The sequence below is a fragment of the Pseudomonas sp. RT4P38 genome (assembly GCF_054897765.1).
This window is the reverse complement of sequence record NZ_CM142703.1, coordinates 2,234,459-2,247,498: the sequence shown is the minus strand read 5'-3', so window position 1 is coordinate 2,247,498 and position 13,040 is coordinate 2,234,459. Positions and strand designations below refer to the sequence as shown.

Below are 13,040 nucleotides of genomic sequence, written 5' to 3'. Positions count from 1 at the left end.
GGGGAGGGAAATCCGAGCAGTGTCCCTTGTTGAGCATCATCGGCTTTAACCACTGTGAGGATAGCGCGCCATGACAATTGCCAGACTCAACCCGAAACTGATGGTTGTGGGTGATTCACTTCCCCAAGGCTGCAGAAGCCTGACCGTGAGGGCCTCGCTCTGCGCCCAGTCCTGGCCGGCCCGGCTCGCTGCCGCGCAAGGCTGGAACTTTGTCCCACCCGACCACCCCTGGGAGGTACTGTTCGATCTCGAACAGGAAATCCGCAGGCTGAACCCGATCCTCGTTGCCCCTTCTGCACTTTCCCTGGTCGGTTTGCCGGATCGCATCCTCGACAACCTGAACCTCTGGATGGGGGCGACCCCGAAATCCCAGCATCAGTCCTTCGACAACCTCGCCATCGCCGGGAGTGAGGTTCACCACATGTACTCCGGCTCCTCGAAGTCGTTTACGGAGCAAGTGCAAGCGCACCTCAGGAAAGACCTCGCCGATCAGATCGACAATTTTTCCGATCTGCACATCGCTATCAATGGACGGTATGTGCTGAATCCACAGAGGGTCGCTGATTTCGATGATTTCTCGCCGCTGGATTGGGTCGAGAAGCGAGAGCCGGAAATGCTGGTGGTGCACTCAGGGCACAACCACGGGCTTTTCAAGTTCGGGTTTCTAGGCAAGAACGTATCGATCAGCCAGGGAGAACATGACGGGCGTAATTATTTCCAACAATGGCAAGCGGTGGCAGAGCGGGTTGCCAAACTACCGGACATGGTCAAGCGCGTGGTGGTTGTGCTGCTTCCGAAAGTCAGTGCGGTTGCCGCGTTGCTGCCCATTTCCGACGCTCGCGAAGACGGCTACCCCGAGGCCTACCATATCCGCCTGCTGCCCACTTCGTTGAAGGTTGAGCGCAGTGTCGTTGTCCAGGCCGACAAGCAGGTCCGTGAGGTCAACGGAAGAATACGCGACCTTTTTGTGGAAGCCGCAAACGCGACCCACACAGCACAGCGCCTGGTGTTCGTGGATACCTTCCAGAAGTTCGACGAGATCGATTACAAGAATCGGTTGGATGATGCGATGCGTGTCAGGGTGAACGCCAGCCAGTCGATTGACAATCGTTATCTGGATGGCCAGCTGGATTTCGCCGCCCCACAAGGGAAACGGCTCAAGGCCGGCGGCTATCTCAGCATCGATGGCATGCATCCCAGTGGGGCAGGGTATGCCGACCTCGCCTGCCGGGTCATGGCTGAACTCAACTTGTCCCATGACCGCAATGCAATCATGCAACAGGCATTCGCCGAAGATCGGTTGCTCAGCAACTATCCATTGGAGCTGGACGCGGTCCTGAACTACGTCGATTTTCTCAGGCCATTCAATGACGCCAACTGGTTCTCTGCCGAGTCGCCAAACCGGCTCAAGGACAACACGCACTTCAGCCAGGCGATCAAGCAACTGGCCAGAATATTCACCCGATAGTGTGCACAAGCCCGCCAAAAAGGATGACCGCCCATGAGTACGCTTCGCGCGCCCGCACTCGGTCCCATCGTGGGACACACTACCTATCGTTCGTGCCGGCTGTGGATTGCCGCCTCGGATTGCCTCGATCGAAAAGAACTCGATGAAGAGGTCCGCTCTATTGGTGTACTAGGTGTCGTAGGAAAAAACGGCAAGGTAAAGCCGGGCGATATCTTCTATTTTCGCCTGCACCGCGAATACGACCGTACCGGCACGTTGAATCTCGGCGTAGACAAGTCCCTCTGGAAAGATGCGGCAGAGGAAAAGAAACTGCAGCCTTACACGCTCAATCCCGCCACCACCTACACCGTGCGCATGGCGTCGCTGAATCAGGATGATGCGTATCCCAATGACAGCAATGTAACTAGCGAGGAGATTGCATCCAAGCTCCCACCCGCGTCCGTATGGTCGGACAAGTTGAATCTCGAAGATGGTTTGGGCGAAGCGTTTGCCGAGGCTACGTTCACCACACAGCCGGCGCCAGGACAAGCCGCTTCCCCACTCAGTTTTCTGCTGGGCTCGTGCCGTTATCCAGGATTGCTATGGAAGCGCAAGGAAGCCGACCGCATCTTTCGCCCCATGCTCGAGCAGCACGAGGCAAGGCCGGTCAACCTGTCACTCATGGTCGGGGATCAGATCTATGCGGACATGTTCAATCGCCTGGTGCCAATCGGCCTGGCGGATACCTATGAGGAGTTTCAGGAGCGCTACCATATTGCGTTCGGGTCGCGGAACATGCGCAAGCTGTTGAGTCGCCTGCCAACCTACATGATCCTGGATGACCACGAAATCGAGGACAACTGGTCACAGGATCGCCTGCACCAGAGCAACGGCAAAAGGATGCTCTTCAACCTGGCCATTGGTGCCTACATGAGTTACCAGTGGAGTCACGGGCCGCGTTTCACCGACAGCTACGTAAATGATCCGGCGTACGGGGTGCCAGCCTCGCTCAAGCGCATGGGCACGCTGAACCTGTTCTACGACTTCGTTTGCGCCGGCTACCCGTTCTTTGTCCTCGACACCCGCACCCAGCGTTTTCTCGCCGACCTGCCGGGGTTGGCCGACAATCACCTGCTGGGCCGGCCCTCTCTTGATCCCAACGAGCCGAGCCAGCTTGACCGGGTGTGCGCGTGGCTGACGCACATGCAGCAAACCCGCGGCAACGTGCCGAAGTTCATCGTATCTTCCAGCGTCTTCCTGCCAAACGGGGTGGACACCTTGCTCAGCGATGAACACAAGGAGAAGGATGATTCGTGGCCGTGTTTTCCCAACACGCGCCGGCGGATTCTGCAAACGATGGTGGACGGGAACGTGCAGAACGTGATCTTCCTCTCCGGTGACATCCATTGCTCCAGCGTGGCGCAACTGGAGTTCTCGGCCCCCGCTGCGGCGCTCAAGGCTTACTCCATCGTCTCCTCCGCATTTTATTGGCCGTTTGCTTTTGCCGATGGCGACCCCGCTGGCTACGTCCACAATTCACGCGCTGCGAATACCCAGGATGGCTTCGCCATCAGTCCGGCCCAGGGCACCTTGCACTACAGGGCGTGGGGCTTCACCCAGGATGACAATTTCTGCCGGATCGACGTGGACCCGGTGGCGGCGGAACTGGCCGTGCAGGCCTTCGACGGGGATGGGAGTCCGATTGCACGAAGCCACGGAGACGGTCAGATACGCAAGATGCCGGAGAGACTGAAGCTGGCGCCTTGGTGACGCGGCGTACATTCCCCGAGGCTTTGCCTGACCTGCTGGGCAAACGCCTGCAAGGCTGGCAGGTACCGCTCGGCGGCCAGTTCGATGCTCATCGCCTTGGCGATGTAGATCGGGCTGACACAGCCCAGTAGTCGCTGGCTGTCGTCGTACAGGGGCACCGCAATGGAGGCGATGTTGGCTTCCCGGTTCCAGCCCATGTAGTTCTCGCCGTAACCGCGATGGCATGCCTTGCGCAGGATGTTGTCCAGCGCCAGGCGGTCGCGGGCCAAGTGGTAGTCGGGCTCGTCGCGGGTGGCCAGCAGTGCCAGGATCTGCTCACGCTCCGCCTCGCCGCAGAACGCCAGGTAGGCCATCTCGGTCGCGGCTTGCAGCACCGGCAGGCGGCGTCCGACCATCGATCGGTGGAACGACAGGCGGCTGAACCAAGCGCGTCGGTACTGGTGCACGATGTGCCTGGTCATGATCAGCGCTTGCCGCGAAGTAGCATCGGGCATTCTCTATCCTGCCCCAAGGAAGGCACATGGCATTGACCAGCAAGATTTCTCCTTAATAACCCTGAATGGCCCGAACGGTTCCAGGCAGACAAAGAGCTGATTGCATCGGCATTTGGCGATGAGCTCCAAGCCATACACCATGTTGGAAGCACTGCTGTTCCCGGACTCTCGAAAGCACTATCAAGCGCTAAAGCTTGAGCTGGAAGCCACCAATACCGACGGTATGGCTGAGTATCTGGGGAAGAAGGGCCCATTTATCATCGCAGCGCTGCTTCAGGCCGGCATCAGCCGTTTCTGAAAGTCCGCTTTGGGCCGGCTGCTGCCCTTCGTAACTGGTCGTTATCGACCGAACGTAAGGAGGTAGGAACCTTTAAGGCCCACCCTCCCACAACTCAGCAGCCACCTGCGAGCATTGCTACGTCCAGTAATCGACCTGATGATGCCAGCCGCTCGACAGAAGTCGCAGTTCAATCCCGAGCAATCTTGTCATTTGACAAGGCTTAGGGCAGGGTCGATACCAATGACATCTCTGCCAACGGAGTCACCCCATGTCAAAGCTATATCCCAGTATCGATCCTGAGGGGCTGGTCGAGTACTCAGTGGTCTACACCGACCGCTCGCTCAACCACATGTAGCAGTCATTTCAAGCCGTGATGAAGAACATTTCCAAGACCCTGAAACAGGTCTACAACGCCCAGGCTGTTGCGGTGGTCCCGGGCAGCGGCACATTCGGCATGGAAGCGGTGGCGCGACAGTTTGCCACCGACCAGCAATGCCTGGTGATACGCAACGGCTGGTTCAGTTATCGCTGGAGCCAGATCCTTGAGATGGGCAACATCCCGGCGGCCACCACGGTGCTGAAAGCCCGACCGGTCGATACTGGTCGCCAGGCTGCCTACGCCCCACCTCCTCTCGACGAAGTGCTGGCAGCCATTCAGGTGCAGAAGCCGCAGATTGTCTTCGCCCCCCACGTTGAAACCTCATCAGGGATTATCCTGCCCGACGAGTACCTGCGGGCCGTCGGCGACGCCGTGCATGCGGTGGGTGGCCTGTTCGTGCTGGACTGCATCGCCTCAGGCACGCTTTGGGTTGATATGCAGAAATGCGCAGTCGACCTGCTGATCAGCGCACCGCAGAAAGGCTGGAGCGCCTCCCCTTGCTGCGCCCTGGTGATGCTCAGTTCTTTGGCCCTCGAGCGCATCGAACAGACGCATAGCAGCAGCTTCGCCTGCGACCTGAAAAAATGGCTTCAGATCATGCAGGCCTACGAACAGGGCGGACATGCCTACCATGCGACCATGCCCAGCGATTCCCTCGCGCGATTTAACGAAGTGATGAAAGAGACGCAAGCCTACGGTTTCGACAAGGTCCGCGGCGAACAACAGGCTCTGGGCGATCGGGTGCGCGCAATGTTGACCGGCAAAGGCATCAAAAGCGTGGCCGCAGCCGGCTTTCAGGCCCCTGGCGTAGTGGTGAGCTACACCGATGATGCCGACATCAAGAGCGGTAAGAAATTTGCCGACCACGGCCTACAGATCGCCGCCGGAGTGCCGTTGCAATGCGACGAGCCGGCCGACTTCCAGACCTTCCGCATCGGTCTGTTCGGACACGAAAAGCTGCACAATATCGAGCGCACGGTCAGCACCCTCGAGGAGGCACTGGACGAGGTGATGGTTAACTAAGCCCTCATCTTGCCCGCAGCACATACCGAATTTGTGAATTTTAGGAAGGCATCCTGCCCTGGGCACTGCCGGCCCATGGCGCTGATCTTCGACGAATATGACGCTGGTCGCCCGCACGCCATGTTAGAACCATAAGGGAAAGCCCGTGCACGCGTCTTACTGACACGTGTGCTCTTCAGCGCTATCAGAAAAGGGTTCCAACGAAGCCTTTCACGGGGCGGAGGATTGGCGGCTGAATGACTTGGATCGACCCGAAGCGGACAGTCATAATGTCGAAGTTGAGAGGAGCACAACCATAAAAAGCTTAAACGATATGGAGGTAAAGCCAGCAGGTCTGCACCCTGTTTTTACGTTGAGTTGTCTGTTTGTTGAAGGAGTTCTGCCCACTGTATACGATTGGTTACAGTAAGCTGGTTAAACTACTTTCTTTGAATTATTGCTGCTACAAAAAGCGACTAAAAAACTTATCACTCGGGAAGTCAGGAACCTAGGCTGGCTGCTGCCATTGGCTACCCTTTGGTCAGCGATACGGCCAAGTAATTCGGTCGGCGATTGGAGTCTCGTTGATCGTCCAACTAATGTAAGCACTAAACGCTATTGAAGCTTCTATTTCTGAGCATCTTTGGTTTAAACAGATACCTCGACAATCATCGCGAGGTAGTCTTCAATTACTCCAATCAAGATCTGGTTAGATATCCTGTAGACAGGATCGGTGCGATTCAACGAACCCGTTCTTGTATATTGGAAGTTAGCAGTGCTCAGAGCCAGTGGATTGATGGTGACAAATTCGCTTTCGCGTGATCGATGGATAAGTTCGTAGTTCCTGCCCTCACCAAGGACACTCCTGGTGGCGAGCGCGAAGCAATGCCCCTGTGGCTCGCCACCTACGCTTGTCGGCATAGGCCGTCCAGTTCACGACGGGTAGTTCGGAGGGTCAATGAACGTCGTCATCGCATCACACGAAGATGTCTTAAAAGCACGAAAGCTGGTCACTTTGTTTAACAGACCTCGCCTTCATCAAGTAGATATTTATGTATGCGAAAGCGAATCCAGTCATGATGCACAGCTTGCAAAGTTAGTAATAAAACATTTTAACGATTGCGGATGTGTTTGGTCAGGCTGGGCGGCAATGCTAACAATTATTTGAAATACGTCCTCGCTACCTGATCCGAAACTCCGATCAACTTGCTTCACTCTGCCGTTAAACGACAGCGTGCTACAACCTCCGCATTTTTCAGCGCAGCGATGCCATCGAAGGTCGTTTACCCAGGCTTTTGGCCCGGCTTGCCCCTTTATCGGTGCAGTCTATCCAAACCCATCATCTGTTTTCGAGCCATCCACAGGTTCGATAGGGCGAATAGCGCCGTCAGCTGCGCTGTGTTTTTTATCAGCCCGCGAAAGCGCACCTTCATACAGCCGATCTGGCGTTGATCACCCGAAACGGGTGTTCAATCTTGGCACGCGTCTGGGCTTTGCAATACTCGAATTTCCGTTTGGCCTTGTAGATCAGGCTGCGCTTACTCATCTACACACAGGTGCGGCGGCGGCCAGCGAGGACGTATTTCAGCGCATCTTAGGACCTGTTCGGAGAGTCTCAGGCACCCCTTGCTAAGAGAAAATCTGAAAAATTTCAGGATGGGCGAGCGCTGTCGATAACGCGATGCTATTTTGATATCACTTAGGTTCGTTCGTAAGGAACCGTTTAAACCTCGAGATCATTACCTCTAATCCACCGAGTTCGCCATATGAACATTCTGAGTCAGTCCAAATTCTCGACCAAGCTTCTGACCGCGTTTGCCATCTGCGCCCTGATCACCCTCGGCGTGGGTGGGTTGGGAATGGTGGGGATCAGTCGTTTGGCCACTGAGCTGTCGTTGACCTTTTCCAGCAGACTGGTCTCAGTGGGCAACACCAACGAGACCCTGGCCAGCCTGATCGCTCATAACCGCGGGCTCTACCGGTTGCTCGACGCTCATGCCGGCGACGTACCCGAAGCGGACAAGACGCGAGTTCGCCAGAACCTGGCGACGGATCTGGCTCGGGCGGAAAAGGCCTTCGCGACGTACCGTGCCACGCCTCTGGCGGTTGATGAGCGGGCGACGGGGGACAAGTACGAAGAACTGTGGCCCGGTTATGTGGCAGGTGCCCAGAAGGTCATTGAGTTGATGGACGCGGGCGATCTTGCTCAGGCACGCACTCGTTTGAACGCGCTGTCGGTTGACGTGTTCAATCAGTCCCGCGATTACCTGCGGGCTATGATCGATTCGAACAAGCGGCAGATCAAAGAAGGTGCCGAGGGAGCGCAGGAACTCGAAGCCAGCTCCACGCTGATCCTGCTGGTCGGGATCGTGATCGCCTTTCTGGTGGCCGCTGCTCTGGGCATTCTAATTACGCGTATGATCACTCGCCCACTGGCAGTGGCGGTCGCTAGTGCCCAGCGCATTGCCGGTGGCGATCTGACCCAGAGCATTTCCACTACCCGTGGCGATGAAGCGGGGCAACTGCTCAATGCCTTGGCGGACATGCAGGGCGGCTTGAAGCACACCATTCAGCAGATCGCCAGCGCCTCGGATCAGTTGGCCTCGGCCGCCGAAGAGCTGAGCGCGGTGACCGAGGAAAGTACCCGTGGCCTGACGCGGCAGAATGACGAAATCCAGCAGGCGGCCACCGCTGTCAATGAGATGACTGCGGCGGTCGAGGAAGTGGCGCGCAACGCCGTGTCGACCTCCGAGGCCTCTAAAGCCGCGACCGAAGACGCTGCTCATGGCCGCAGTCAGGTCGACCATACGCTCATGGGTATCAGCACCATGGTAGTAGAGATCACCGAGTCGACCGAGACGGTGACCGAACTGGCCGGGCACATTCGGGAAGTCAGCAAGGTACTGGACGTGATCCGCAGCATCGCCGAACAGACCAACCTGCTGGCGCTCAACGCTGCCATCGAAGCCGCCCGTGCCGGCGAACAGGGGCGCGGGTTTGCGGTGGTGGCCGATGAAGTGCGCGCGCTCGCCCACCGTACCCAAGCCTCGACCGTAGAAATCGAAGGCATGATCAATACCGTGCAATCGGGCGCTAACGGGGCCGTCACTGCCATGGGCAAGAGCCTGTCGCTGGCCACCGACACCCAGGAACTGGCCCTGAGCGCCGGGGCAGCGCTGGAGAAGATTACAGACAGGGTCGTCACCATCAACGAGCGCAATCTGGTGATCGCTTCGGCGTCCGAAGAACAGGCCCAGGTCGCCCGCGAGGTGGACCGTAATCTGCTGAACATCCAGGACCTCTCGACCCTGACCGCTGCTGGTGCCAACCAGACCAGCGCCTCCAGCCAGGAACTGTCGCGGCTAGCCGCCTCCTTCAATGCCCTGGTAGCGCAGTTCAAGCTTTAAGGTCCTGAGGACGGTTTCGGGTCGGCCATCGGCCCATGTCCATTTGCATCACCAGAGTATCTGTATGTACAGCAAGTGCCTTGATACTCTGGTTCCTGAACACTGTGACCTCCCCCTTCGATGATCCCTCCACGGTCTGCTTTTGGCCGATAGTTGCCTGTCGCGAAGGGCTGCAATCGGCCAGAAGTTGACGTCGGTTAAGCAAGATTTCGGTGCAGCCGTCCCACAAGGCTGCACCAATGCCTATGTCCCATAGAATAACGCCGAGACTGAACCAACAACATGCCAGTCCCGGCTATGTCATATTGGACAAGAACTAGGTTTTGTTATCTGAAGGGTTAGAGAGGTTTGATGATGACCAGACATCTTTACCTCGCCACTTTGTGGTTCAAGAACCAAGCCGCTAAGGCCGGCTGGATATGATTCATTTATTGAAAGCCGAACTACTGGGAAATAGCCCTCTCTCAAGAATGACTGATATGTTTTTGATTTCGTGCCAGTTTGAAGCAGCGTAAAGTTGGCCTTCATTACAACGTCGTCTTGTTCATTCAACTGATAAAACACATCCGCGAATAAATCTATCGCCTGTGCCCCAATCGCAACATAGCCAAAAGCGTCTAACGTTGCCCCATTAACGCCTGCAGCAACAAAATCCTTGAAGGTTTTTTTGCTCCCCTCTGGCAGCTGAGCGTTGATAATCTTCGTAGAATCTGTAATGTCCTTTTTGACCTTCGTAAGCTCGTCATGATCTTTTTCCGATACGTACAGACTGAAAGTGATAGGGCCACCATAATACTTTCGTGGGCCGTACAAAATCAGATTATCCACAGTCAGAGGGCGACTCTTGAGTTGTCCCTTCGATTCATGGATAGAAAGCTGTTTGCCGGGTGCAGTTGTTCCTGCTGGTAATTCAGTTGGTGTCTCGTAAACCTGAGAGGTAAAGGAAATCTCGTTTCTGGTTTTATCCTCACCTATCAACTTCCTCTCGAACCAAGTCTCGAAGTTTTGATTCAGGTTGCCGGTATTCATGACGACCATGATACAGTCCCCAGCATGGAATTCATCGCCCTGAAGATTCGCTTTAGCAACATTTAGATCATACGACGGCAAAAAATTCGATTTTCCTCCCTTTGGTATAGGCGGGGCCAGTGAGTTTGAGTCCACAGGTACGTAAGCAACGAAGGAGTTGGACTCCAGTTCGTTGAATTTTTCTTGGTAAAAAGTGCATCCAGAAAGCACGGTCGTGCCAATTATTACCAGCAGTGCGGCTCTTTTCATCGCTCTCTCCCATACGATTCAGACTTCCATGTGCCCACTAACATACCGAGTGTCGGATAGCAGTACAGCACAGAGTCATCAAAATGCCACTATCTGTGCGTGAGTCAAATCACTGGTGCATCAGCTTTTTCAGGATGAGATGAGGTCTGGCCGTTTTGGAGCATTGGAAGGCTCATCGTGGTTTTCAAGTATTACAGTTGATGAGAAGCCAAAACCTATCGAGCCGTATCACTTCTTAATTCCATACAACCCAGAGCAGCCCAACGCCAAAACTCAGCGGCGTCGAAGCCGTCCGCTGCAGTGCCTTGTTGGGCCTGCGATATAGGATTAGATGCAACTTAGAGCGGGCTGTCGTCTACCTGTCGACTGAGCTGCATACACAATGCTGCGTCTTGAACAGGCGCGGGCTGTAGGTAGGATGGCTGCACCGCGTCGTAGAACCGGCAGGCCAAGTAGCCTGTGGTGCGTTTGCGGTAACTGCCAGGATTAACCAAGCCTCGTGCCCTTACCCAATCGGACTTCGTGTCGTTCAAATAGGTTTCGACTTTGCCATATATTGTATTGAATAGACTAAGTCGTGCACCGTCGACCAGAATTCGAATGGAATACTCGCGGATAACGGCCAATTCAGGCTGATTGACTAGATTTATACCGAGTCGTTTTTCAAAAGTCTTGTAGTTCTCGATCTTGGTGAGCTGCGTCAGGCCGCGGCCATAGTAAGCGTGACCGTATTTATCCGGTTTTGCATACTCAGGAGGGTTGGTTTTCGAGAATTTTTCGATATATCCGGGTTGCAAAGTGTAATTGGATTCCTTCAGGGCAGTGGATAGTGACAGTGCGAGCACCTTGGGGTCGCCGCCTCCACTGGTCTCCCAATAATCGAAGATGCCTTCGATCGTGCATTTGCGAACGCCATTGAGGATCAATTTATTGAAGGAAATTGCGTCATGACGTTGTTTCAGCACGGTCCCCCCGCCTGCATTTTTCACTGGCTGTTTATAGTCGTATTCGAATTTTTCTTGACGTCCGACGATTTCTTCCATCTTTGACCAAAACTTTGCGCGGTCGATTAATCGCGTCGCCGACGGTGCGCCGGGCAGGTACCGACAGGCGTCGGCATCTGGCGCAACCGAGAGTGCTGCGACTGCGGAACCTTCGGCTGCATGGCATATATTCATCGAAATAAAGCTTGCGATTAATGCGCAAGCGATAGCATGTAACTTTTCCATTAGTAATTCCTCGAAGTGGATTAAGGCAGCCACGCTCAATGAAGTCGCAAGGCAGCTCAATAGCCGCCCTCGGAAAATAGTAGACTACGAAACGTCCGCTGAACGATTTAGCCAATCTGTTGCGTCGACCGGTTGAATCCACAACCCAAAGCGGCCCTTGGTGGAGCGATGTAAATGGCAAGAAGGAGACGGTCGAACGCGGTCGCTGGCGTCCAAAAGATCCGTTCGAAATAATGTATATAGTGTCTAGTTTCCAGGTACCTAGTAATTGTGGAATCGTAGGTCGAATTTCGATATCGGAAATCTTGTGCACGCTTGATAATTACCCATTGACTTCTACACTCCTAGTAATAGTTGTAGAAGGCGGTTGGCTTTCATAGTCGTTTTTTATGTATATAGGCGGAGGACGAAAATGTATTTTTATGCCCCGTCGTTTCAAAATTTACTGATCGCCTTGATTTTGCCGAGCTGAGTTGTTTCTCATGCTTTTGTTTAATGACAATAATCATGGGTTGTACTGTCACCCGTCATTGAGCCTGAGTAGATCAAAGGCGTCTATTTTTACCAGGATGGAAATAAAAAACCACAGGCGGGACTTACTGGAAGAACAGAGTAATTTTGGAGGTAAAACTCAGTGAGGTCTTGGGGTTTTGTCGCCCTCGTTTGCCTGTAAGGGTGCGAAACAGTATCAGTTGAGCAAGCCTGAAAGGCGTACTGGCTTTCCATCAGCGGACTCATTGCCGGTCGGTTCTTGCTCTTCGGCTAACGAGTTTGATTTTTGATTCGCTAAGGTTGGTGACAGCGAAGTAGGGGGCGAGCTAACTGAATGCCGGAAAGAACAGCTTGCGAGGGGCGCAATGAAAATATCCACCCATATAGCTTTACTAATAATGACCTGCTCTGGTGCATATGAATCAACTATACGCGCCGAAGCTGTCGATGAATACTCTCAACCATGGAGGAAAGAAACAGCTGCGCTAATAATTGACCCCTATGAAGAGAACAACATTAACTGGAAAGAGCTGTCCAAAGACACAAGAGTTGTTGCGATAATACATAAGGCCACTCAAGGCATGAAGGCTGACAAGAAGTATTCTGAACGTAGAGCAGAAGCAAAAAAAAGAGGGTATCTTTGGGGATCTTACCATCTGGGGTTGGCTGGAAATCCAATTGCCCAGGCTGATAATTACTTGAAGGTTTCAGAAGTGGAAGGGGATGATTTGATCGCACTTGATCTTGAGGAATTGTCTTCGAAATTTATGTCCCTTGAAAATGCGAAAATATTCATGAGGCATATAGCCGATAAAACAGGGCGCCTACCTGTTCTATACGCAAATCACGCCGTTACACAGGCAATTATAAAGGATGAAAAGTCTGGTCCTTTTCTTATGACGTCACCGCTTTGGTATGCTAGGTTTTTGAAGACGATTCCGGATTTTCCGAAAGGCGGTTGGAAGACATATGAAATCTGGCAGTTTTCAAGCGAGATAAACTGTAAGCCAGGGAAAGCTTGTCTCTATCGTGTGCCGGGCACTAGTGCTGATATGGATATAAACGTTTTTAATGGATCTGCTCAAGAATTAAAGGCAAAGTGGCCGTTGACACCGAAATATAGTAATAACCCGTGATATTGAAAGCACTACGCCGACAGGCAGATCCTAATCTTTAGCGGCCCTCCACGAAGGGCCGCTTCGGGTCGGTTAGCGACCACCACGCCCTGTGACTGATCCACCCTTGTCCTCCCTCAACGTGGA

9 protein-coding genes and 3 pseudogenes are annotated in these 13,040 nt (G+C 54.1%); 8 read left to right on the top strand and 4 right to left on the bottom strand.

The window, feature by feature from the left end; translation table 11 throughout:
- Positions 1–70 precede the first annotated feature (70 nt).
- Positions 71–1,468 (top strand): hypothetical protein, encoded by a 1,398-nt coding sequence (locus tag ACYZT7_RS10440; protein ID WP_462040950.1) that lies wholly within the window; start codon positions 71–73, stop codon positions 1,466–1,468.
- Positions 1,469–1,501: 33 nt separating this feature from the next.
- On the top strand, positions 1,502–3,217 hold the full coding sequence (locus tag ACYZT7_RS10435) for an alkaline phosphatase D family protein (protein ID WP_462040949.1): 1,716 nt from the start codon (positions 1,502–1,504) through the stop codon (positions 3,215–3,217).
- On the opposite strand, the gene ACYZT7_RS10430 is transcribed toward ACYZT7_RS10435, so the two are convergent.
- Positions 3,172–3,711, bottom strand: coding sequence for an IclR family transcriptional regulator domain-containing protein (locus tag ACYZT7_RS10430; RefSeq protein ID WP_462040948.1), 540 nt, complete (start codon positions 3,709–3,711; stop codon positions 3,172–3,174). The two genes, ACYZT7_RS10435 and ACYZT7_RS10430, sit on opposite strands and share 46 nt — an antisense overlap.
- 96 nt (positions 3,712–3,807) lie before the next feature.
- Between ACYZT7_RS10430 and ACYZT7_RS10425 the strand changes: the two genes are divergently transcribed.
- The 3 genes and pseudogenes from ACYZT7_RS10425 to ACYZT7_RS10415 all read left to right on the top strand — a co-directional run bounded on the left by ACYZT7_RS10425 (position 3,808) and on the right by ACYZT7_RS10415 (position 6,540).
- Entirely contained in the window at positions 3,808–3,909 is a 102-nt protein-coding gene (locus ACYZT7_RS10425; RefSeq protein WP_462041769.1) for a hypothetical protein, read from the top strand.
- Positions 3,910–4,259: 350 nt separating this feature from the next.
- Positions 4,260–5,393: pseudogene (locus ACYZT7_RS10420) on the top strand (aminotransferase class V-fold PLP-dependent enzyme).
- 937 nt (positions 5,394–6,330) lie between these two features.
- The gene (locus tag ACYZT7_RS10415) at positions 6,331–6,540 is read left to right on the top strand and encodes a hypothetical protein (RefSeq protein WP_462040947.1); all 210 of its coding nucleotides are present in this window, start codon (positions 6,331–6,333) and stop codon (positions 6,538–6,540) included.
- A 145-nt stretch (positions 6,541–6,685) separates the two neighbouring features.
- On the opposite strand, the pseudogene ACYZT7_RS10410 reads toward ACYZT7_RS10415, so the two are convergent.
- A pseudogene (locus ACYZT7_RS10410) lies at positions 6,686–6,918 on the bottom strand (transposase); the annotation flags it as partial.
- Positions 6,919–7,138: 220 nt separating this feature from the next.
- Here ACYZT7_RS10410 and ACYZT7_RS10405 point away from each other — a divergent pair.
- Both ACYZT7_RS10405 and ACYZT7_RS10400 read left to right on the top strand, forming a co-directional pair.
- Positions 7,139–7,921, top strand: a pseudogene (locus ACYZT7_RS10405) (MCP four helix bundle domain-containing protein); the annotation flags it as partial.
- A complete protein-coding gene (locus tag ACYZT7_RS10400; protein WP_462041768.1) occupies positions 7,916–8,779 on the top strand; it encodes a methyl-accepting chemotaxis protein in 864 nt (287 codons plus the stop codon). The pseudogene ACYZT7_RS10405 and the gene ACYZT7_RS10400, both read left to right, overlap by 6 nt.
- A 300-nt stretch (positions 8,780–9,079) precedes the next feature.
- Here the strand turns inward: ACYZT7_RS10400 and ACYZT7_RS10395 are convergent, their stop codons facing one another.
- Entirely contained in the window at positions 9,080–10,057 is a 978-nt protein-coding gene (locus ACYZT7_RS10395) for a hypothetical protein (RefSeq protein ID WP_462040946.1), read from the bottom strand.
- Positions 10,058–10,395: 338 nt separating this feature from the next.
- Complete coding sequence (locus ACYZT7_RS10390; protein ID WP_462040945.1) at positions 10,396–11,286, bottom strand: hypothetical protein; 891 nt, start codon at positions 11,284–11,286, stop codon at positions 10,396–10,398.
- Positions 11,287–12,143: 857 nt separating this feature from the next.
- Here ACYZT7_RS10390 and ACYZT7_RS10385 point away from each other — a divergent pair.
- Positions 12,144–12,914, top strand: a complete 771-nt coding sequence (locus tag ACYZT7_RS10385; RefSeq protein WP_462040944.1) for a glycoside hydrolase family 25 protein — start codon at positions 12,144–12,146, stop codon at positions 12,912–12,914.
- Positions 12,915–13,040: the final 126 nt, after the last annotated feature.

Bases quoted from the DNA above. Each gene is read 5' to 3' on its own strand.
- ACYZT7_RS10440 (WP_462040950.1), top strand. From the start codon at position 71: ATGACAATTGCCAGACTCAACCCGAAACTGATGGTTGTGGGTGATTCA.
- ACYZT7_RS10435 (WP_462040949.1), top strand. From the start codon at position 1,502: ATGAGTACGCTTCGCGCGCCCGCACTCGGTCCCATCGTGGGACACACT.
- ACYZT7_RS10430 (WP_462040948.1), bottom strand. From the start codon at position 3,711: ATGCCCGATGCTACTTCGCGGCAAGCGCTGATCATGACCAGGCACATC.
- ACYZT7_RS10415 (WP_462040947.1), top strand. From the start codon at position 6,331: ATGAACGTCGTCATCGCATCACACGAAGATGTCTTAAAAGCACGAAAG.
- ACYZT7_RS10400 (WP_462041768.1), top strand. From the start codon at position 7,916: ATGCAGGGCGGCTTGAAGCACACCATTCAGCAGATCGCCAGCGCCTCG.
- ACYZT7_RS10395 (WP_462040946.1), bottom strand. From the start codon at position 10,057: ATGAAAAGAGCCGCACTGCTGGTAATAATTGGCACGACCGTGCTTTCT.
- ACYZT7_RS10390 (WP_462040945.1), bottom strand. From the start codon at position 11,286: ATGGAAAAGTTACATGCTATCGCTTGCGCATTAATCGCAAGCTTTATT.
- ACYZT7_RS10385 (WP_462040944.1), top strand. From the start codon at position 12,144: ATGAAAATATCCACCCATATAGCTTTACTAATAATGACCTGCTCTGGT.